The following is a 22,208-nucleotide window of genomic DNA, read 5'->3' as shown; positions in this document are numbered from 1 at the left end:
GCATCCCTTTTTACTCAGTCAGCAACGCTTACTCTTCATCTTCCAAATAAGTATAGCCGTACAGCCCTGTTTCAAACTCTTCCAAGAATTGTGCCTGAAGTTCAGCATCCAGATCGGTTTCTTTTACCTGATCGCGGAAACGGGTCATCAGCACTTTGGGGTCAAGCTGCACATACTCCAGCATGTCGGCAACCGTATTCCCTTCGTCAGATTCTTCAATCTCAACGGTGCCATCCTGGAAGACAAACACGTCAACGGTCGACGTATCGCCAAACAGGTTATGCATATTCCCCAGAATTTCCTGATAGGCGCCGACCATAAAAAAGCCCAACAAGGGCGGATTTTCTGGATCGTAAGGCGGCATTGGCATCGTCGTCGCGATCCCGTCACCGTCAACATAATGATCGATCGTACCATCAGAATCACAGGTGATGTCGAGCACGACAGCACGGCGCTCAGGCGGTTTGTTCAGCCCTTCCAACGGCATTACAGGGAACAGTTGATCGATCCCCCATGCGTCCGGCATGGACTGGAACAACGAGAAGTTGACATACAGTTTGTCAGCCATCCGCTCCTGTAACTCATCAATCACCGGTCGGTGCGCACGATTGCTCGGATCCAACTGCTCCTGAATCATCTGGCAAATGCTCAGATAAAGCTGCTCTGCTTTCGCCCGTTGTGTCAGATCCAACATACCGTGCGTGTACTGGGTATGCACATCGTGCAAGTCCATCTGGCTGTCGTGCAGCCATTCGCGCAGCGAACGGCGTTTTCCCGGCTGTTTAATTTCTTTCCAGGTTGACCACAGGCTCTCCAGCGCACGCGGAGCGTCTTCTTCTGGCTCTGTAGGTTCACTGAACTCGTTGCGTTCAACCCCGATAATATTGGAAACCAACACGGTATGGTGCGCGGTTACCGCTCGGCCAGATTCGGTGATAACCGTCGGATGTGGCAACCCGTTCTCGTTACAGGCATCACCGATGCCCCAAATCACGTTGTTGGCGTATTCGTTCAGGCCATAGTTCACTGAACAATCGGACTGAGAGCGCGTGCCTTCATAATCCACGCCCAACCCACCACCGACGTCGAAGCACTGGATATTTACGCCCAACTTATGCAGTTCGACATAGAAGCGCGCAGATTCACGCACGCCCGTCGCGATATCACGGATATTCGCCAGTTGCGATCCCAGATGGAAATGCAGCAGTTGCAGGCTATCCAACCGCCCCGCTTCACGCAGTATCTCAACCAGTTGCAGCACCTGGACCGCCGCCAGACCAAACTTGGATTTTTCGCCGCCGCTGGATTGCCACTTGCCCGATCCCTGAGAAGCCAGACGCGCACGGACACCAAGGCGTGGCACTACATTCAAGCGCTCAGCTTCTTCCAGCACCAGACGGATTTCGGACATCTTCTCGATGACCAGATAAACTTTGTGGCCCAGCTTTTCGCCGATGAGTGCCAGACGGATGTATTCACGGTCTTTGTAGCCGTTACACACAATTACCGTGCGGGTCATGCCAGCGTGGCCCAGTACTGCCATCAGCTCCGCTTTTGAACCGGCTTCCAGGCCCAACGGCTCACCGGAATTAGCCAGTGACTCAATGACGCGGCGATGCTGGTTAACCTTGATCGGATAAACCAGAAAATACCCGCCTTCATAGCCAAACGATTCGCGAGCCTGTTTAAACGCAGCGTTAATAGAACGCAGGCGATGCTGAAGGATTTGCGGAAAGCAGAACAGCGCAGGAAGGCGCTGATGGTTCTCTTTCTGCATATCTTTGACCAATCTGGCCAGATCGACGCGAGCTTCTGGTACGTCAGGATCCGGACACACGCTAATGTGGCCGAGTTCATTGACGTCATAGTAATTATTGCCCCACCAGGCAATATTGTAAGTACGAAGCATTTCGCTGGCATTACGGTCATTCATGGCAACCTCCTGCATAGAGCGCAAATTTTCATGTTTACCCGTCGCTGACGAGCCGTGATGAATCATGTCGTCAGACATAACGAACCTCTTCTTTTTCTGGACTGCGGATCACATCAGTACCTGAATAAACAGCCCACATGAGCATACCTGCAACATGCGGCATCGACAGTGAAAAAACTGGCGTAGTGAAGTATGCCGTCACTTTATTACTCTTATTAGTGTAAAACACGTTGTCAGGCTCCGTGTTACGGGTCGATAAAACTCGTTGTGAAAATCACCGGGCGAACGTGACCAGAAAAGCGTTAAACGCTTCTGGCGGAAAGAATAACAGGCAGGTTAACCAGCCCTGGAGTCCTGTGTCGAATTTAAAGACAGGCTACGTCGAGAAACGGAAAAGAAGGGTTGAGTCGCGGACGCGGTAGCGTCAAAAGGGACATATTGCGAACGCAATATACTCAGTAAACAACGGATCATTAATCCTACCACCTCCACGTGCGCCGCAGGCTATGCGGTCAGCTATCAATAAAAAATTCAAGATGTCGCGGGTTGCATCACCGCTCGCCGTTTATACCTACATGCTGCTGGAAAAGCAAAATGAAAATTACCGCTAGTCATCTCTTGTAAAAGAAAAAACGGCCGATGATAAAAGGACGATGGTTCGCTAATGCGAAAAACTACTGGCACTGAGACCAAAAGGTGACCTAGAATAGCCATCCAGATGTTAATCCGTCTATACCGATTAACTGATACACTGCTTAACGGCTTTGATTTGAAGGTAAAGAAACTCATGGCTAAACACCTTTTTACGTCCGAGTCAGTCTCTGAAGGACATCCTGATAAAATTGCTGACCAGATTTCTGATGCGGTTCTCGACGCCATTCTGGAGCAAGACCCAAAAGCGCGTGTCGCTTGTGAGACTTATGTAAAGACCGGCATGGTGTTAGTCGGTGGTGAAATTACCACCAGCGCCTGGGTCGACATCGAAGAAATTACCCGCCGTACCGTGCGTGATATCGGTTATGTCAATTCCGAAATGGGCTTTGATGCCAACTCTTGCGCCGTACTGAGCGCGATTGGTAAACAGTCTCCTGACATCAATCAGGGCGTTGACCGCCGCGATCCGCTGGAACAAGGTGCGGGCGATCAGGGTTTGATGTTCGGTTACGCGACCAACGAAACCGACGTCCTGATGCCTGCTCCCGTGACTTATGCACACCGTCTGGTTCAGCGCCAGTCAGAAGTCCGCAAAAGCGGTTCTCTGCCGTGGCTGCGCCCGGATGCAAAAAGCCAGGTTACGTTCCTGTACGACGATGGCAAGATTGCCGGCATTGATGCCGTGGTACTGTCTACCCAGCATTCAGAAGACATCAGCCAGAAAGATCTGCATGAAGCGGTGATGGAAGAGATCATCAAACCGGTTCTGCCTGCAGAATGGCTGTCTGCCAATACCAAATATTTCATCAACCCAACCGGACGCTTTGTTATCGGCGGCCCAATGGGTGACTGCGGTCTGACCGGTCGTAAAATCATCGTTGATACCTACGGCGGCGCGGCGCGTCACGGTGGCGGGGCGTTCTCCGGTAAGGATCCGTCTAAAGTAGACCGTTCTGCTGCCTATGCTGCACGCTATGTTGCCAAGAATATCGTCGCGGCTGGCCTGGCCGATCGCTGCGAAATTCAGGTGTCCTACGCCATCGGCGTGGCGGAACCAACCTCTATCATGATCGAAACCTTCGGTACAGAGAAAGTGTCAACCGAGCAGTTGACGCTGCTGGTGCGTGAATTCTTCGATCTGCGCCCTTACGGCTTAATCCAGATGCTGGATCTGCTGCACCCGATTTATCAGGAAACGGCAGCCTACGGTCACTTTGGCCGCGAGCATTTCCCGTGGGAAAAAACCGACAAAGCCGTACAGCTGCGCGAAGCTGCGGGTCTGTAATCTGGCGACTCAATAAATACCAAACGGCGAATGAAAATTCGCCGTTTTTCATTCTAGCTCCCTGAATATTTCGCTTCAGGTTCCCTATTGCGTCTGTCTGCCACTCACTTTATTCTCACAAAATGAACACACCCCGAATCCCGATTGCCAGCCACCAGGCTGTGATGTGCTGCCTGCGTGATAAATTGCAGCAGGCCAACTTCACTTTGAAAACGAGCTACACTGAACCAACGGTGAATTACCAGCAGCGCGGCGCTACAGCAGGAACGGCCTGGCTGCAACACTGGGAAATTCGGCTAAATCCCGTCTTGTTGCAGGAAAACCAGCAGACTTTTATCGATGAAGTGGTTCCCCATGAACTGGCTCATCTGCTGGTCTATGCGCGTTTTGGCCGTGTCGCACCGCATGGCAAGGAATGGCGCTGGATGATGGAAAACGTGCTGTGCGTCCCGGCAAAACGCACGCATCGGTTTGCGGTACAATCCGTACAGGGGAAAACTTTCACTTACCTGTGTGATTGCCAACGGCATGAGTTGACGATCCGTCGGCACAATCGGGTGCTGCGCGGCGAAACAGAATATCGCTGTCGTCGTTGCGGGAAAATCTTACGTCATGATGTAAAAAATTCTATTTAAAAGGGAATTTCCAGTTTTAAAAACTGCTTTTGCATTTGCCTGCCGACGAGACATCCGGTAGTCTGCCAACTTTACAGCCTGTGGATTATTTGGAATATGCTACGCAAAATTCTCGCTATCGCCGCCGTGGGCGCGGGTCTGTTTTCGGCTACCGCGCTGGGTCAAAACATCAATAATTTTTCGCAGGCAAAAGCCGCCGCTGTCGACATTAATCGCGATGCGCCGGGCTCGTTCTACTGCGGCTGTAAGATTACGTGGCAGGGCAAGAAAGGTACGCCCGATCTTGAATCCTGCGGTTATCAGGTCAGGAAAAATGAACAGCGTGCCAGCCGCATCGAGTGGGAGCATGTTGTGCCCGCCTGGCAGTTCGGCCACCAGCGCCAGTGCTGGCAAGACGGCGGCAGAAAGAACTGTAACAGCGACCCTGTCTACCGTGAGATGGAAACCGATTTGCATAACCTGCAACCCGCTATCGGCGAGGTCAACGGCGATCGCGGCAATGCCATGTATGGACAATGGAACGGTGGTGCATCCCAATATGGTCAATGCGAGATGAAGGTCGACTTCAAAAATAATCTGGCAGAACCGCCCACTCGCGCTCGCGGCCAGATCGCTCGCACCTATTTCTACATGCGTGACCGCTATCAGTTACGCCTTTCCAGCCAGCAAACCCAGCTGTTCGAAGCCTGGGATAAGCAATACCCGGTCACCCAGTGGGAATGTACCCGCAATCAGCGCATCGCCGCAAAACAGGGAAACCCGAATCCCTACGTTCAACAGGCTTGCCAGCGCTAGTTCCTCTACCTACTATAGCGAATCGGTTTCCAGCGTAACCGCCGTCAGATGACGGTGGTTTTGCCTATTTCTGGCGTTTCTGCGCCGCTCTATTTTATTCAAAGGTCTTAATTCAGCATGCGAGTACCACGCATTTTTCATCCCGAAACACTCTCCCTTAACGGCGGTGAAGCCGAACTGAGTGACGATGCCGCCAATCACGTGGGTCGCGTGTTACGCATGACGACGGGTCAGTCATTGCAGCTGTTTGATGGCAGCAATCATGTCTTTGATGCAGAAATCATCGCGGCTGGCAAAAAGAGTGTGCGCGTTCGCTTCACAGCAGGTAAGTTGGAAGATAAAGAATCGCCCCTACATTTACATCTGGGACAGGTGATGTCTCGCGGCGAGAAGATGGAATTTACCATTCAGAAATCCATCGAGCTGGGCGTCAATGTGATTACCCCACTGCTTTCTGAACGCTGTGGCGTCAAACTGGATGCCGAGCGTATGGAGAAAAAAATTAGCCAGTGGCAGAAAATTGCGGTCGCCGCCTGTGAACAGTCCGGCCGCAATTGTGTGCCGCTGGTACGACCAGCGATGACGCTGGAAGCCTGGTGTGCGGAACAAGACGACGCGTTGAAATTGAATCTGCACCCACGCGCCACACAGAGTATCAATACGTTACCACTGCCGGTCGCTCGGGTCAGGCTACTGATTGGCCCGGAAGGCGGACTCACCGCCGGTGAAATTACCATGACCTCAGAACACGGATTCACTGATATCCTGTTGGGGCCACGCGTTTTGCGCACAGAAACCACTGCACTCACCGCCATGACCGCCTTACAGGTACGTTTCGGCGATTTGGGGTAAAGGAGAAAAGAATGATCAAACTCGGTATCGTGATGGACCCGATTGACACCATCAATATCAAGAAAGACACCAGCTTTGCCATGCTGCTGGAAGCACAGCGCCGTGGTTGGGAACTGCATTATATGGAGATGAACGATCTCTATATGCATGCGGGCGTCGCGCGTGCAACAACGCGTCGCCTGAGCGTCCAGTACGATTACGACGGCTGGTACGATTTCTCCGGTGAACAGGATATTGCGCTGGAAGAGTTGGATGTGGTGCTAATGCGTAAAGATCCACCGTTCGATACGGAATTCATCTACGCCACCTATATCCTTGAACGTGCGGAAGAGAAAGGCACGCTCATCGTCAACAAGCCGCAGAGCCTGCGTGATTGCAATGAGAAGCTGTTCACCGCCTGGTTCCCGCATCTAACCCCTGATACGCTCGTTACGCGTCGTGCAGACAAACTGCGTCAGTTCCATGAAAAACACGGCGACGTCATTCTCAAACCACTCGACGGCATGGGCGGTGCGTCTATTTTCCGTTTGAAGCAGGATGATGCCAACGTCTCGGTCATTATCGAAACGCTGACCGAACACGCGACCCGCTACTGCATGGCGCAAAACTATCTGCCTGCAATTAAAGATGGCGACAAACGCGTACTGGTGGTTGATGGCGAACCCGTGCCTTACTGCCTAGCGCGTATCCCGAAAAGCGGTGAGACACGCGGCAATCTGGCAGCCGGTGGGCGCGGCGAAGCGCGTCCGCTGACCGAAAGCGACTGGAAAATCGCCCGTGACGTCGCACCAACGCTAAAAGCCAAAGGCCTGATTTTCGTCGGTCTGGATATTATCGGTGACCGCCTGACAGAAATTAACGTCACCAGCCCAACCTGCGTGCGTGAAATCGAAGCGGCTTACCCAGATGTTTCCATCACTGGCATGCTGATGGACGCCATTGAAAAACGTCTGGCTGCACGTACTCGCTAAGACCAGAGACACCTGACACGCCACCCGGCCCGCGCAATACGGGCCGTTTCTCCAACGCTGACGGATATCGATTAAAATACACAATGAATTTACAGCATCACTTCCTCATTGCTATGCCAGCACTACAGGACTCTGTATTTAAACGTTCGGTGGTCTATATCTGCGAACATAATGAAGACGGAGCCATGGGGCTGATCATCAACAAACCGATGGATCAGTTTTCCGTGGAAAATGTGCTGAAAAAGCTAAAAATAGACCCAACGCCGCGCGATCCCGCCATCCGATTGGATAAACCCGTCTTTGTGGGCGGCCCACTGGCGGACGACCGTGGCTTTATCCTGCATACGCCCTGCTCCGGTTTTGGTTCCAGCATCAGTATTTCTGAAGACACTATGATCACCACGTCAAAAGACGTGCTGGAAACGTTAGGCACACCCCAGCAGCCGAAAAATACGCTGGTCGCATTAGGCTATTCCGCCTGGGAGAACGGCCAGTTGGAAGAAGAACTGCTGGATAATGCCTGGCTGACGACGCCAGCCGATCAAGACATTCTGTTCCATACGCCAATTGCCGAACGCTGGCGAGCGGCGGCCAGGAAGTTGGGCATCGATATTCATAATATCTCCACCGAAGCAGGACATGCCTGATGAGTAGCAGAACCATTCTTGCCTTTGATTTTGGTACAAAAAGTATCGGTGTCGCTATCGGTCAGGAGATTACCGGTACGGCACGCGCACTGACATCATTCAAGGCGCAGGAAGGGATACCCGACTGGCAAAAAGTGGAGAAGCTGTTGTCAGAATGGCAGCCCGATCTGGTCGTCGTCGGCCTGCCGCTCAACATGGATGGCACCGAGCAACCGCTGACAGCACGGGCACGGAAGTTCGCTAACCGGCTGCATGGCCGTTTTGGCATCGCTATTGAGCTACACGATGAACGCTTGAGTACAGTGGAAGCGCGAGCCGATCTCTTCGAACGCGGTGGCTTTAAAGCGCTGGATAAAGGTAGCGTAGACGCGGCTTCTGCCGTGATTATTCTGGAAAGCTGGTTCGACGCACAGCTTTAAAAGACAATCCCGTGTAGCCGAGGATCCGACCACACGGGACTATACCTGTCATACTTCAAATTGCATGTGCGTTGGCTGCGCTCAAATACTCGGCCCGTCGTGGGCCTCGCCCTAAAGGGCCGCTGCAAGCAGCGTTCAAATCTACTCCAGGCAGATTTGTCACCCGAATCACTTACCTATGTAAGCTCATCGGGATGAAATGAGAGACATCCTGTCTCTCACCGGAGGCCAGCCTTTGGCTGGACAAATTCGTTCCCGACGAATTTGTCCTTCCCTTGCCGCCTGCCTGAAATTTGAATTATTTAGGGTATATAGATGTTAATTAGGCATCTGGGAATTCACGGATGAAACGTTCGACGTCATCAACCATGGATTCTGTTCCTACGAAGAACGGTGAACGCTGATGCAGTTTCTCTGGCGTGATATCCAGAATACGGTTTTTACCGTCGCTGGCCTTGCCGCCCGCCTGCTCCGCCAGAAACGCCATCGGGTTGCACTCGTATAGCAAACGCAGTTTGCCTTTCGGATAGCTCGCCGTGCTCGGGTACAGGTAAATCCCGCCTTTCAGGAGATTACGGTGGAAATCCGCAACCAGTGAACCGATGTAACGCGACGTATAAGGACGCTGCGTCTCTTCATCCTGCTCCTGACAGTATTTGATGTATTTCTTCACGCCGACAGGAAACTTGATGTAGTTCCCTTCGTTGATGGAATACATATTCCCTTTTTCCGGGAAGCAAACTTTTTCATGCGAGAGACAGAATACACCGAGCGACGGATCGTAGGTAAAGGCGTGAACGCCGTGACCCGTGGTGTACACCAGCATGGTAGAAGAACCGTAAACGATGTAGCCCGCAGCAACCTGCTGACTACCCGGCTGTAAGAAGTCAGCTTCCGTGACTGACGTTCCCAGCGGCGTAATACGGCGATAAATAGAGAAAATCGTACCGACGGAGACGTTCACATCAATATTCGATGAGCCGTCCAGCGGATCCATCAGAACCACATACTTGGCATTTTCCGCCTTATCACCTTCAAAGATAACAATTTCGTCTTCTTCTTCGGAGGCGATACCTGCCACTTCACCACGCGCTTTTAATGCCGCTTTCAGTTTCTCATTGGCATACAGATCGAGCTTCATCTGCACTTCGCCCTGAACATTAGAAATACCGCTGGCTCCCAGGATATCAACCAAACCCGCTTTGTTGATATCACGGTGAATAATCTTGGCACCCAGTTTAATAGCAGACAGCAGCGCGGTAAGCTCACCTGTGGCGTGAGAGAAATCGTGCTGTTTTTCGACGATAAATTCGCCTAACGTTTTCATAACACTATTCCAGAATCTACGGATGAAAAGCGGTTTCATTTCTGCACCGCCAACGTTTGCGCATGCAGTGTAGCCCAAAGAGAAAGTGAGTACCTAGTCAAATCCATTTCTTATGGCGGATTCATAGCGTTAGAATGTGGCGCAGACTCACTGTGAAGATGGAAAATGTATGCGTATTCATATTTTAGGTATCTGTGGCACCTTTATGGGTGGCCTTGCCCTGCTTGCTCGTTCACTGGGGCATGACGTCACAGGCTCAGATGCAAATGTTTATCCCCCCATGAGTACCTTACTTGAAAAGCAGGGAATCACGCTGATTCAGGGATACGATCCGGCACAGCTTAACCCCGCCCCTGATTTAGTCATCATCGGTAATGCGATGACACGTGGCAACCCGTGCGTCGAAGCCGTACTGGAGCAGGGATTACCTTATGTTTCCGGTCCACAGTGGCTGCATGATTATGTGCTACGCGATCGCTGGGTGATTGCCGTCGCGGGAACGCATGGTAAAACCACCACGGCGGGGATGGTCACCTGGATTCTGGAAGATTGCGGCTACCAGCCCGGTTTTGTCATCGGCGGCGTTCCCGGCAACTTCACCGTTTCCGCACGACTGGGCGACAGCCCGTTCATGGTGATCGAAGCCGACGAATACGACTGTGCATTCTTCGACAAGCGTTCCAAATTCGTACACTACTGCCCAAGAACGCTGGTGCTCAACAATCTTGAGTTCGATCACGCCGACATCTTTGACGATCTGAAAGCCATTCAGAAACAGTTCCATCATCTTGTACGACTGGTGCCGGGCAGTGGGAAGATCATCCTGCCAACCAATGACCTTAGCCTCAAACAGGTGATGGGAATGGGATGCTGGAGTGAACAAGAGTTGGTTGGCGAAGAAGGCGTGTGGCGTGCACAAAAGGTCGCGATCGATGCCAGCCAATATCAGGTTTACCTGAATAATGAACTCGTCGGTGAAGTCCACTGGAAACTGGTGGGCGAACACAACATGCACAACGGGCTGATGGCTATCGCTGCCGCACACCACGTCGGCGTGTTACCCGCTGATGCCTGCCGCGCGCTGGGCGGATTTATCAACGCACGCCGTCGCCTTGAATTACGCGGTACGGAGCATGGCGTCACGGTTTATGACGATTTTGCGCATCACCCAACTGCAATTCTGGCGACGCTATCGGCGCTACGTAGCAAGGTTGGCGGCACGGCTCGTATTCTGGCAGTACTTGAACCTCGTTCGAACACCATGAAATTGGGGATGTGCAAAAATGAACTGGCGCCGTCATTAGGTCGCGCCGATGAAGTTTTCCTATTCCAGCCCGCACATATTCCGTGGCAGGTCGTAGAAGTCGCGGAAGCCTGCGTCCAACCCGCTCACTGGAGCGCGGATATTGACACGCTGGTAGAAAATATCGTCAAGACCGCGCAGCCTGGCGACCATATTTTGGTGATGAGCAACGGCGGGTTCAGCAACATCCACAATAAGCTGTTGAATGGTCTGAAAAAGAAAGCGCAGAAGGCGAAAGACGCTCAAGAGTAACGTGTGGCAAACCGTCGCTGTTCACACCACGGCGGTTATACAATAAATAGCAAAAAGGACGGGAATCCCGTCCTTTTTCATATTCGCATCACCCATTAAGGGTGGCAAAATCAAGCGTCGAACGGATCGCGCAACACCATCGTTTCGCTACGATCTGGGCCGGTAGAAATAATATCAATCGGCACACCCGTGATTTCTTCGATACGTTTGATGTAGTTCAGCGCAGCCTGCGGCAGTTTGCTGTGATCTTTCACACCAAACGTGCTTTCAGACCAGCCCGGCATCGTTTCGTAAATCGGCTCAAGACCTTCCCAGCCTTCAGCAGCCAGCGGAGTGGTATCCACTTCACTGCCATTCGGCAAACGATAGCCTACGCAGATTTTAATTTCTTTCAGGCCGTCCAGAACATCCAGCTTAGTCAGGCAGAAACCAGACAGCGAGTTGATCTGTACTGCACGACGTACGGCAACCGCATCCAGCCAGCCAGTACGACGACGACGACCCGTTGTCGCGCCAAACTCGTTACCTTTTTGAGACAGATGCTCGCCCACGTCTTCAAACAGTTCAGTCGGGAATGGACCTGCACCTACACGGGTAGAGTAAGCTTTAACAATACCCAGTACGTAATCTACATAGCGTGGACCCAGACCAGAGCCGGTAGCAACGCCGCCCGCAGTGGTGTTTGAGGAGGTCACGTATGGATAAGTACCGTGGTCGATATCCAGTAGCGTACCCTGAGCGCCTTCAAACATGACGAAATCGCCACGCAGGTGCGCTTTGTACAGCAGATCGGAAACATCAACGACCATTGCGGTCAGAATATCGGCAATCGCCAGCACGTCATCCAACACTTTCTGGTAGTCGACTGCATCCGCTTTATAGTAGTTAACCAACTGGAAGTTGTGGTATTCAACGATCTCTTTCAGTTTGACAGCAAAAGTTTCTTTATCAAACAGATCGCCAACGCGCAGGCCACGGCGAGCCACTTTATCTTCATACGCAGGACCGATACCGCGGCCAGTCGTACCAATTGCTTTCGCACCACGCGCTTTTTCACGCGCGTTATCCAGCGCGACGTGATAAGGCAGGATTAACGGACAGGCTTCAGAAAGCAGCAGACGCTCGCGTACCGGGACGCCACGCGCTTCAAGCTCCGTCATTTCTTTCATCAATGCGTCAGGCGCCAGCACAACACCGTTACCGATGATGCTGACAACATTTTCACGCAGAATGCCAGAAGGAATTAAATGAAGGACGGTTTTTTCACCGTTGATAACCAGCGTGTGGCCAGCGTTGTGTCCGCCCTGATAGCGCACAACATATTTAGCCCGTTCAGTCAGCAGGTCAACGACCTTGCCTTTACCTTCGTCACCCCATTGGGTGCCCAGTACGACGACGTTCTTACCCATTTCAAGAATCACCAGGTTGCTTAAAAAAGGATTCTACCATCTCATTTGGATGCTTTCAGTACTTTTAGCACACGGTTGCGCACATTTTTCTGCTTAATTTTAGCCACCCATCCGGCTACGCAACATGTAGTAGATCACGCACCCTGCAACAACTATTCCGCCGCCAAAACGGCGCAAAATAGTATCCGGCAACTGCGCTATTCCCAAAATCATACGTCGCCAGAGTCGAGGAAACAGTAACGGCCCCAATCCTTCGAGTACCAAAACTAGCCCAAGCGCCAGCCAAATCGTTGAATTCATAACCCCCCCCTTTTCCCACTTCGAATACAAGCAGGAGCAAACCCTTAGACATATCTCTGCCAGAAAATGGCAAAAAAAAGCCCGGAGAAAGAACCCGGGCTTGATGAGACGAGTTAATGACTATCAGCGGCGTGGTGCCATGCTGCTGTCCGGTGACTTCATGTAGCGGAAGAAGTCACTATCCGGGCTGAGAACCATGACGTCCTGATTATTACTGAAGCTGCTTTCGTAAGCACGCAGGCTACGAACGAAAGAGTAGAAGTCAGGATCTTCACTGAATGCGTTAGCGAACAGTTTCGCCGCTTCGGCATCCCCTTCACCACGGGTAATACGCCCTTGACGCTCAGCTTCAGCCAGCGTACGGGTAACTTCATAGTCTGCCGTCGCTTTCAGCTTTTCAGCTTCTTCCTGACCTTGTGAACGGTGGCGACGCGCTACCGCTTCACGCTCTGCACGCATACGTTGGTAAATAGCGTCAGACACTTCAGTTGGCAGGTTGATTTGCTTAATTCGCACATCGATAACCTCAATACCCAGCGCAGCCATGCTGTTAGGGTTGATGTGAGGCTCGTTGCTCGCCGTCTCTTTCTCGACACGTGCAGCAGCAGAAGCAATCGCATTATCGGCCTCGGTCGTTTCACCGGTACCCGTATTCAGCGCTTCACGCACGTCGGACATCAGTTGACCACGTGAGTCGGTAACGATGCCTTTTACATCCAGACGACCAATCTCGGAACGCAGACGGTCACTGAATTTACGTTTCAGCAGTACTTCAGCCTGAGAGATGTCACCACCGCCCGTTGCCAGATAATAGCGGCTGAAATCGCTGATACGCCATTTGAGGTAAGAATCGACAATCAGGTCTTTCTGCTCTTTAGTGATAAAGCGGTCAGCCTGGTTTTCCATGGTCTGGATACGCGCATCCAGCATTTTCACTGAGTCGATAAACGGAATCTTGAACTGCAATCCCGGCGCATAAATCAGCGGTTTGTTGTCATCATCACGCAATACTTTGCCAAAACGCATCACGATGCCGCGCTGGCCTTCCTGCACCACAAACAGTGACGCATAGACCACCATCAGTACCAGGATCAGGATAAATAGTAAGGGCTTACGCATCGATTATTCTCTCCCTACTCGAGTGAAGTCATCACGCTGCGCATTTGCTCTGCGCTGATCCATGATATTTCCATTGTTACTGCTGCGCGTCTGGTTGCTATTCGTCGCACCGCTGCTGTTGCCAGGCAAACGCAGTGGGCTAGCGCTGCTGCTGTTATTGCTTTGCGTATTGTCACTGCCTTGTCCACGCAGCATCTGATCCAACGGCAGCACCATCAGGTTGCCCCCCTTGTCATTGACCAGAACTTTACGGGTATGACTCAGCACGCGTTCCATGGTTTCGATATACAAACGCTCGCGGGTGATTTCAGGGGCCGCTTTATATTCCGGTAAGACTCTGGCAAAACGGGCAACTTCACCCTGAGCTTCCAGAACAGTACGGGTTTTATAAGCGCGGGACTCTTCCAGAATACGCTGAGCCTGACCGTTGGCACGCGGTTGCACTTCGTTCGCGTACGCTTCCGCTTCACGAATATACTGCTGTTCGTTTTCACGCGCGGCAATCGCATCATCAAACGCGGCCTTCACTTCTTCCGGCGGACGCGCGGTCTGGAAGTTGACGTCCAGCAGCGTGATCCCCATGTTGTACGGACGAACGGTTTCTTCCAGTACACGCTGAGTATCCGTACGCACAATGGTACGGCCTTCCGTCAAAATTTTGTCCATCGTGTACTTACCAATAACACCGCGCAGCGCGCTGTCAGTTGCCTGACGCAGGCTGTCATCAGCATTGGTGACACTGAACAGATATTGTTCTGGTTGCGTGACACGATACTGCACGTTCATTTCAACGCGCACGACGTTTTCATCTGACGTCAACATCACGCCCGACGTCGCCAATTCACGCACCGATTCAACGTTCACCGCGCGAACTGAGTCGATGAAGGTCGGTTTCCAGTTAAGACCGGGTCCGACCAAGTGGCTGAATTTACCAAAGCGCGTGACGACACCGCGTTCCGCTTCTTTAATGGTGTAGAAACCAGTAGCAGCCCAGATGACAACCGCAGCGACGGCAGCGATACCGACGATCCGACCACCCAGTGCTGGGCCGCCAGAATTTCCGCTGTTGCTTGAGCCTGAACCTTTGCCGCCACCCAGATCGCTGAGCTTTTTGCTCAGCTTACGGAAGATGTCGTCCAGATCCGGTGGCGCCTGCTCTCGGCCACCTTTATTATTATTTCCGCCAGAGTTGCCGCCATTATTGCTGCTGCTCCCCCACGGGTCGCGGTCTTGTCCGTTATTACCGGGCTGATTCCACGCCATGTTTTAGCTCCATTCTTTATGATAGGTGTTCTTCAGGTTCAATATCCCAGAGTCCGTCAGACTATTTCGGCCATTCAGACTGTTTCTGCCAGTCAAATCAGACAATATAGTCCATCAGTTCCTGCTCTTTTTTGCAGAGGCGGCGCCAGTCAGCAATCGGCATACGAATAACCAGACCAATTTGCCCATCCTCTTCAATCCATTCTTTTTCTATTGCCTGAAGCTGGTAAAAACGACTACGCAAGCGTCCTGCCTGCGGGGGAAGGTGCAAGGTATATTGCGCGATTTCCCCGGAAAGCCGCTCAGTTAATGCCTGAAATAGCAACGGAATACCGTCGCCGGTCTGTGCTGAAAGCCAGACCCGTACCGGTAGGTTCTCTTCGTTGCGATCGATACGCGGAACGAAATCATCCAGCATATCAATCTTGTTCATTACCAAGAGCGCAGGTATTTCATCTGCCTCGATTTCCGCTAGTACGTCATCTACTGCCTCGATATTCTCGTCAAGACGAGGATCGGCAGCATCAACGACGTGCAGCAGCAGCGAGGCCTGACGTGTTTCCTGTAATGTAGCCTTAAACGCAGCCACCAAATCGTGGGGCAACTGCCGGATAAAACCTACGGTATCCGCCAGCACTGTATCACCGACATCATCCACTTGAATGCGGCGTAATGTTGGGTCCAGTGTGGCAAATAGCTGATCGGCGGCATAGACGCCCGCCGATGTAATCTTGTTAAACAACGTGGATTTACCCGCGTTGGTATAGCCCACCAGTGAAACGGTGGGGACATCGGCACGAACCCGTGACCGGCGCCCTTGTTCACGCTGTTTTTCTACCCGTTCAAGACGCGACAGTATCTGACTGATACGGTTACGCAATAAACGACGGTCGGTTTCAAGCTGGGTTTCACCCGGGCCACGCAAACCAATACCGCCTTTCTGACGTTCAAGGTGCGTCCAACCGCGAACCAGTCGGGTCGCAAGGTGGCGCAGTTGTGCCAGTTCTACCTGTAATTTCCCCTCATGCGTACGCGCGCGCTGGGCAAAAATATCTAAAATCAGTCCGGTACGATCGATCACTCGGCACTCGCACAAACGCTCCAGGTTACGTTCCTGAGCAGGCGTCAGCGCATGATCAAACAGCACGACAAACGCGCCCGTTTCTTTTACTACCTGAGCAATTTCTTCAGCTTTACCTTCCCCGACAAAATACTTGGGGTGAGGCGATTTACGGCTACCCGTAACAACCTGCAAGGATTCAATACCGGCAGAAGAAACCAGAGACTCAAACTCCAGTAGATCTTCCGTATCTCTATCTTGCGAAAAGAAAATATGAACTAATATAGCCCGTTCACCTGATTCATAACGGTCAAACAAGCGAATAACCTCTCAAACGAGCAAAAAACACCACAGCGAAGGAGCCGAGCGATGCGTCCAGCTCTCCCGCGCCGTGGTGAATTGACAATACGCCTTATTCGGCGTCATCAGCTTCCTGCGACTGCTGCTGAGCAGTCGTGTTACTACCGTGATAATTGTTGCTGCCGCCTGGATTGTTGCTATGGTGAGAAACTGGGCGGGAGGGAACAACTGTAGAGATGGCATGCTTATAAACCATCTGACTTACCGTGTTTTTCAACAAAATCACGAACTGATCGAAAGATTCGATCTGACCTTGCAACTTAATACCGTTCACCAAATAAATCGAAACCGGAACACGTTCACGACGCAAAGCGTTCAAGAACGGATCTTGCAAAGATTGCCCCTTAGCCATTCTATATTTTCCTTATTTGTATGTTGTTTGTAACAAAGAACCCTATGGCTCTAAAATAACGGTGTAAAAAAACTTGCACGCTGAGACTCACCGATTGTACACAATCACTCAACCTATGCACTAACAAACCTGTGCACGAACAACCTGTATAACATTGTCCAGTGCTTCAGTCGGTTTTTCGCTATCCAGCCAGCAGACATCATCCCAACCGCGCAGCCAGGTCATTTGACGCTTTGCTAACTGACGCGTCGCACAAACTCCCCGATAAACCATCTCATCGTAATCGATTTCACCGGATAAATATGACCACATCTGGCGATAACCAACACAACGAATAGAGGGCATATCCGTATGAAGGTCATGCCGGGCAAACAATGTCCGGGCTTCTGTCTCAAAACCTGCCGCCAACATCTGATGAAAACGCTGTTCAATCCGCTCATGCAACAATTCACGCGTCGCCGGGGCGATAGCAAACTGATGAACCTGATAAGGCAGTGCATCGCCAGACGTTTTTGTCAGTTCAGTTAAAGTGTTGCCTGAAACGAAAAAAACTTCCAGTGCTCGCGAGAGTCTCTGCGGATCATTTGGATGAATCCGAATGGCTGCTACCGGATCGATCTCACTGAGCTGCCGATGCATCGCTTCCCAGCCGATTTCTTTTGCCTGCTCTTCAATGCGCTGGCGCACTGCAACATCGGCTGGAGGCAGAGGAGAAAGCCCTTCCAGCAGCGCCTTGAAATACAGCATCGTCCCCCCGACTAACAGGGGAATGCGCCCGGCAGCGGTAATGTCTGCCATCTCACGTAGCGCATCGCGGCGAAAATCAGCCGCAGAATAGGATTCTGTCGGATCGAGAATATCGATTAACCGATGCGGGGCCAGTGCCAGCTCTTCCGCACTTGGTTTCGCCGTCCCAATATCCATGTCTTTATAGATGAGGGCGGAATCTACGCTAATCAACTCTACCGGCAAATATTCTCGTAACGCCATTGCCAATGCCGTTTTTCCTGACGCCGTCGGCCCCATGATAAAAATAGCGGGCGGCAACGGCGCGTTTTCTACATCATTCATGCTTTAAAGCCTTGATGGCATCCTGGATGTCCATCATCGATAAAAGTTCAGACGGCGGCGTTTTCGCCAACTGCGGACAAAGCCGCTCGACATCCGCCAGTAATTGTATGGCCTGAGAATGGTTCCAGCTTTCCTGCTCGCTCTGCAATCGCGTTGCCATCCACGACGCTAATTCGCCAGGTTCTACCTGCTGTGTCTCAACCGTCTGATAGTCGGCCAGATAGCCTATCAGTTCGGAGATCAAGTTTTGTAAATTTTGTTGGCGCAATGGTAAAGGTACGGCACGCAATGTGGCACGCTGTGACTCAACCACGACATCAATACCAAAACGCGCCAGCAAAGCGTGATGGGCAGACAAAACGTTCAGTTCAGATTTACTCAACGTCAGGCGCTGCGGAATCAGTAACGGCTGTGCCCGCAGCCCTTCTTCCGACGGCGTCAACTGCACCGCTTTCAGATAACGTTCAGCAACGGAAAGCGACAGCATCGCCAATCCCTTATGGTACTCCAGCAGCGCATAACACGGCGGATAAACCGTCAACACTCGCCCAAAACCGTTCGATTGGCTTTCCAGAGGCGACTCAGCCGGTGAGCATTGCTGATGACTCTTCGTCGTTGTCGTGCCATGCAATACCGTCGATGGCACAACGACATCCGACGACATCACGTGATTCGACGGTACAGAAATACGCTCGCCAGACGGCGGCGGTACACTTGCTACGTTATCCGTCGGTTGCAGCAGTGTTTTATACAGCTCACCCTGCTTTTTCTGGTACGGATTCTCTGGCTGATAGCCGGAATAGGCCGATTCTCGCGCCGAACCGGAATGACCCGCGCGCGGCGTTTTCCCACCATACGGCGGAGAACTATCGGTACGTGACGGCTGGGCAAAATGGTTTTCGCCAGCGGCAGGGCGATTTTCCTGCTGCCATTGCACGGGTTTCCCGGTCTCCGGCTCTGTCATGCCAAGCGCCGGTGAAGATGCCTGTTGCAGAACGGACATCACGGCCTGATAGATAAAGTCATGCACCAACCTAGCCTGATGGAACCGTACCTCATGCTTGGCTGGATGCACATTGACATCAACCTGATGCGGGTCGATCTCCAGATACAACACATAGGCGGGCTGCTGATCGTCACTCAGTTGATCCTGATAGGCCTGCCGGATGGCATGGTTGATGAGCCGATCGCGCATCATGCGCTGGTTCACATAGCAATACTGCATATCAGGCAGTTGCTTGGCACCAACCGGATCGGCAACCCAGCCATGAATGGTGAGATCGCCGTGTTGCCATGACACGGCGAGCGCATGCTGTAAGAATGTCGCACCGCAAATGCCACCCAACCGGCGCTCATACTGGCTTTTATCCGACGCAGCACGATACTGCCGAATCAGCTTACCGTTATGATGCAGCGTAATGGCGACATCAAAACGCGCCAGCGCGATGCGCCGTACCACCTCATCAATGTGGGTGAATTCGGTTTTTTCCGTGCGCATAAATTTACGGCGTGCGGGCGTGTTATAAAACAGATCCAGCACTTCCAGCGTGGTGCCTACAGGATGGGCGGCTGGCTTGACTGTCACCGCCATGTCACGCCCTTCGGCGTAGGCCTGCCAGGCCTCAGATTGTTCGGCGGTGCGCGATGTCAGCGTTAAACGGGAGACGGAACTGATACTTGCCAACGCTTCGCCGCGGAACCCCATACTGACGATCGCTTCCAGATCGTCGAGCGTAGCAATTTTACTGGTCGCATGACGCGCCAACGCCAGCGTTAATTCATCCTTTCCGATGCCTGAACCGTTGTCACGAATGCGAATCAGCTTCGCACCGCCGCGTTCTATGTCGATATCAATCCGGGTCGCACCTGCATCCAGACTGTTTTCCACCAGTTCCTTCACGACCGAAGCCGGACGCTCAACCACTTCTCCGGCAGCGATCTGGTTAGCCAGTTGCGGTGGCAACACCTGAATCGGCATAGCGTATCCCTCTTACTATCCTCAATCTATCGACATCGTCAGCATGAAGAATCAGGCAGACGGAATAACCAGCGTTTGCCCCAACTGTACCGTACCGGAGCGCATATTATTCGCCTGTTGGATCTCTTTCATGCTGACACCGTAACGGGCAGCAATCGCACTCAGGCTATCACCCTTTACGACCTTATGCTTCACCGGCGCGGCCTTTTTGGGCGCGGGCGTTGATGCCGTCTGCTTCGTCCCTGTCGCCGGAATCTTCAAACGCTGCCCAACCCAGACGATGTCCTTGTTCAGCTTATTCACATCACGCATGGCTGCGAGGCTGACGCCATAACTCCGAGCAATCGAAGAGAGCGTTTCGCCACGCGCAACGGTATGACGCGTGCTACCCGCACTCGCTTTTGCCGCCGTTACGCTACCAACCGACGCTTCTGTATCACTTGCCGCCGACTGTAGTGGGCGGCTTTCCTGCTTTGGGAGCGTGTTTTTGGGAACGGATTGCATCGGGTGTGTTTGGAAATAACTTCTCAGCCCCTGATAAATCGCATTGGCGAGTTTTTCCTGATAGTCGTTACTCCCCAGGAGCCGCTCTTCCGAGACATTAGTGATAAACCCGGTTTCCACCAACAGAGAAGGAATATCTGGCGAGCGCAACACCCCCAGACTGGCGTGCTCAGGGCGTCGTTTATGCAGCCCTCCAACACGCTGGAGCTCACGCAGCACCTTGGTCGCGACGTCATACCCAACGCGCTGGGAGTGACCAAATTGCAGATCCAGCACCGCCTGGCTGAGGTAAGGGTCCGCGCTGCTGTTCGCCAGCAGATCGCCCGCGCCGCCCAACAGTTCAGACTGTTTCTCATGCTGTTCCAGCCAGTTTGCCATTTCGCTGTTTGCGCGGCGGTTGGACAGCACCCAGACAGAGGCACCTTTAGCATTGCGGTTCGGCGCAGCATCCGCGTGAATCGACACTAACAGGTTTGCGCCCTGCTTACGCGCCACGTCCGAACGCCCCATGACGGAGATAAAGTAGTCGCCATCGCGCGTCAGCACGCCTTTAAAGGCCGGATCGCTATTCAGTAAGGCTTGTAACTTACGCGCGATAGAAATGGTGACATTTTTCTCCCGCAGCCCGTTCGTCCCAATCGCACCAGGATCTTGTCCACCGTGACCGGCATCAATCGCCACAACAATCCGTTCATTATCCTGTCGGGCCGGCAATCGCGTAGTAGACGACGCATTGCTATTCACGACAACAGTAGGCTTGTTGGTAAACGGATTTTTGGCGGGTTCTGCCGGCGCACTATTTTGCTGTCGTGAAGCCGGAGGCGCTGAGGCTTGTACCGTTTTCGCTTTATCACCGGTGATAGTGAAGACAACAACGTAACCCGAGCCTTCTTTTTGCGTCACCGCCCGCGTTTTCGCCGCCTGGGTTAAATCCAGCACCAAGCGCAGGCTTTGTGCGTCCTGCGCGTTACTGGTTCGCACACGCTTAATCAGATTTTGCCCGCTGAAATCCAACGGCAAGCCCTGAATGACGCCAGTCTGACGAATATCGATGACCACTCTGGCGGGGTTACTGAGCGGGAAAAAAGCATAAATAGGCTGACCGCTAAAGCTCAGGCGTACCGTGGCCTGGCCTGACGCATTGTCCACCTTGATATCCGACAGATTGGCTGCCCACGCCGTTCCTGCCAGCAACAGCCATACGCCGATGAACAGCTTAACCATACGACTCATCATGATTCTGTTGTTCCTGGCTGAAGAGAAAAACGTTGTAACATCGCATCTCCCGTCGCAGAGACAGCGGACAATTCAGCCTGTCGGCCCTGATCCTGATAGCGCAAACGCAGTTCGATATCCGCCTCGGGCAGCACACCAGCCCCCTGCTGCGGCCATTCAATCAGGCAAATGGCATCCTGTGTCAGATAATCGCGGATCCCCATAAACTCCAACTCTTCCGGGTCGGCCAGTCGATAGAGATCAAAGTGGTAGACCGCCAGCGGCAATAACGCATAAGGCTCGACCAGCGTATAAGTGGGGCTTTTGACATTGCCCTGATGACCGCGCGCCTGTAGGAACCCGCGACTAAACGTCGTTTTCCCCGCACCGAGGTCGCCATAAAGGTGGATAACACAAGCACCGCCACAGGCTTTCGCCAGCGCCGTGCCTAAAGAGATCGTTGCTGCCTCATCCGGCAGAAGTAAGACTATTTTTTTCATTCTA

At 52.5% G+C, this 22,208-nt stretch carries 20 protein-coding genes; 8 read left to right on the top strand and 12 right to left on the bottom strand.

Going from position 1 to position 22,208, the window contains the following annotated elements:
* Positions 1-28: 28 nt before the first annotated feature.
* The gene (gene speA, locus JFY74_03295) at positions 29-2,011 is read right to left on the bottom strand and encodes a biosynthetic arginine decarboxylase (GenBank protein QQG29104.1); all 1,983 of its coding nucleotides are present in this window, start codon (positions 2,009-2,011) and stop codon (positions 29-31) included.
* A 709-nt stretch (positions 2,012-2,720) separates the two neighbouring features.
* Between speA and metK the strand changes: the two genes are divergently transcribed.
* The 7 genes from metK to ruvX all read left to right on the top strand — a co-directional run bounded on the left by metK (position 2,721) and on the right by ruvX (position 8,191).
* On the top strand, positions 2,721-3,872 hold the full coding sequence (gene metK, locus JFY74_03290) for a methionine adenosyltransferase (protein QQG29103.1): 1,152 nt from the start codon (positions 2,721-2,723) through the stop codon (positions 3,870-3,872).
* A gap of 122 nt (positions 3,873-3,994) precedes the next feature.
* Entirely contained in the window at positions 3,995-4,507 is a 513-nt protein-coding gene (locus tag JFY74_03285; protein ID QQG29102.1) for a SprT family zinc-dependent metalloprotease, read from the top strand.
* Between the two features lie 96 nt (positions 4,508-4,603).
* The gene (gene endA / locus JFY74_03280; GenBank protein ID QQG29101.1) at positions 4,604-5,302 is read left to right on the top strand and encodes a deoxyribonuclease I; all 699 of its coding nucleotides are present in this window, start codon (positions 4,604-4,606) and stop codon (positions 5,300-5,302) included.
* A 117-nt stretch (positions 5,303-5,419) separates the two neighbouring features.
* Positions 5,420-6,154: a 16S rRNA (uracil(1498)-N(3))-methyltransferase gene (gene rsmE, locus JFY74_03275; GenBank protein QQG29100.1), complete on the top strand. Its 735-nt coding sequence runs from the start codon at positions 5,420-5,422 to the stop codon at positions 6,152-6,154.
* A gap of 11 nt (positions 6,155-6,165) precedes the next feature.
* On the top strand, positions 6,166-7,125 hold the full coding sequence (gene gshB, locus JFY74_03270) for a glutathione synthase (protein ID QQG29099.1): 960 nt from the start codon (positions 6,166-6,168) through the stop codon (positions 7,123-7,125).
* 83 nt (positions 7,126-7,208) lie between these two features.
* Positions 7,209-7,772, top strand: coding sequence for a YqgE/AlgH family protein (locus JFY74_03265; GenBank protein ID QQG29098.1), 564 nt, complete (start codon positions 7,209-7,211; stop codon positions 7,770-7,772).
* Complete coding sequence (ruvX, locus tag JFY74_03260; protein QQG29097.1) at positions 7,772-8,191, top strand: Holliday junction resolvase RuvX; 420 nt, start codon at positions 7,772-7,774, stop codon at positions 8,189-8,191. The genes JFY74_03265 and ruvX overlap by 1 nt, the downstream gene beginning before the upstream one ends.
* A gap of 322 nt (positions 8,192-8,513) precedes the next feature.
* Here the strand turns inward: ruvX and fbp are convergent, their stop codons facing one another.
* Positions 8,514-9,518, bottom strand: a complete 1,005-nt coding sequence (gene fbp, locus JFY74_03255; protein ID QQG29096.1) for a class 1 fructose-bisphosphatase — start codon at positions 9,516-9,518, stop codon at positions 8,514-8,516.
* Positions 9,519-9,687: 169 nt separating this feature from the next.
* On the opposite strand from fbp, the gene mpl reads away from it, so the two are divergent.
* On the top strand, positions 9,688-11,073 hold the full coding sequence (mpl, locus tag JFY74_03250) for a UDP-N-acetylmuramate:L-alanyl-gamma-D-glutamyl-meso-diaminopimelate ligase (protein QQG29095.1): 1,386 nt from the start codon (positions 9,688-9,690) through the stop codon (positions 11,071-11,073).
* 110 nt (positions 11,074-11,183) lie between these two features.
* On the opposite strand, the gene JFY74_03245 is transcribed toward mpl, so the two are convergent.
* The 10 genes from JFY74_03245 to tsaE all read right to left on the bottom strand — a co-directional run bounded on the left by JFY74_03245 (position 11,184) and on the right by tsaE (position 22,204).
* On the bottom strand, positions 11,184-12,482 hold the full coding sequence (locus JFY74_03245; protein ID QQG29094.1) for an adenylosuccinate synthase: 1,299 nt from the start codon (positions 12,480-12,482) through the stop codon (positions 11,184-11,186).
* A gap of 99 nt (positions 12,483-12,581) precedes the next feature.
* Complete coding sequence (locus tag JFY74_03240; GenBank protein ID QQG29093.1) at positions 12,582-12,782, bottom strand: DUF2065 domain-containing protein; 201 nt, start codon at positions 12,780-12,782, stop codon at positions 12,582-12,584.
* A gap of 123 nt (positions 12,783-12,905) precedes the next feature.
* The gene (hflC, locus tag JFY74_03235; protein ID QQG29092.1) at positions 12,906-13,901 is read right to left on the bottom strand and encodes a protease modulator HflC; all 996 of its coding nucleotides are present in this window, start codon (positions 13,899-13,901) and stop codon (positions 12,906-12,908) included.
* 3 nt (positions 13,902-13,904) lie between these two features.
* A complete protein-coding gene (gene hflK, locus JFY74_03230) occupies positions 13,905-15,164 on the bottom strand; it encodes an FtsH protease activity modulator HflK (protein QQG29091.1) in 1,260 nt (419 codons plus the stop codon).
* 97 nt (positions 15,165-15,261) lie between these two features.
* Positions 15,262-16,542 (bottom strand): GTPase HflX, encoded by a 1,281-nt coding sequence (gene hflX, locus JFY74_03225; GenBank protein ID QQG29090.1) that lies wholly within the window; start codon positions 16,540-16,542, stop codon positions 15,262-15,264.
* A gap of 94 nt (positions 16,543-16,636) precedes the next feature.
* The gene (gene hfq, locus JFY74_03220; GenBank protein QQG29089.1) at positions 16,637-16,936 is read right to left on the bottom strand and encodes an RNA chaperone Hfq; all 300 of its coding nucleotides are present in this window, start codon (positions 16,934-16,936) and stop codon (positions 16,637-16,639) included.
* Between the two features lie 120 nt (positions 16,937-17,056).
* Positions 17,057-18,007 (bottom strand): tRNA (adenosine(37)-N6)-dimethylallyltransferase MiaA, encoded by a 951-nt coding sequence (gene miaA / locus JFY74_03215; GenBank protein ID QQG29088.1) that lies wholly within the window; start codon positions 18,005-18,007, stop codon positions 17,057-17,059.
* Positions 18,000-19,985: a DNA mismatch repair endonuclease MutL gene (mutL, locus tag JFY74_03210; GenBank protein QQG29087.1), complete on the bottom strand. Its 1,986-nt coding sequence runs from the start codon at positions 19,983-19,985 to the stop codon at positions 18,000-18,002. Before mutL ends, miaA begins: the two co-directional genes overlap by 8 nt.
* Before the next feature lie 51 nt (positions 19,986-20,036).
* Entirely contained in the window at positions 20,037-21,725 is a 1,689-nt protein-coding gene (gene amiB, locus JFY74_03205; protein ID QQG29086.1) for an N-acetylmuramoyl-L-alanine amidase AmiB, read from the bottom strand.
* Positions 21,722-22,204, bottom strand: coding sequence for a tRNA (adenosine(37)-N6)-threonylcarbamoyltransferase complex ATPase subunit type 1 TsaE (gene tsaE / locus JFY74_03200; protein ID QQG29085.1), 483 nt, complete (start codon positions 22,202-22,204; stop codon positions 21,722-21,724). Before tsaE ends, amiB begins: the two co-directional genes overlap by 4 nt.
* Between the last annotated feature and the right edge of the window lie 4 nt (positions 22,205-22,208).

The sequence above is a fragment of the Pectobacterium carotovorum genome (assembly GCA_016415585.1).
GTDB classification, from domain to species: Bacteria; Pseudomonadota; Gammaproteobacteria; order Enterobacterales; family Enterobacteriaceae; genus Pectobacterium; species Pectobacterium carotovorum_K.
Note: the sequence above shows the minus strand (reverse complement) of the source record. Positions and strands in the feature narration are given on the sequence as shown.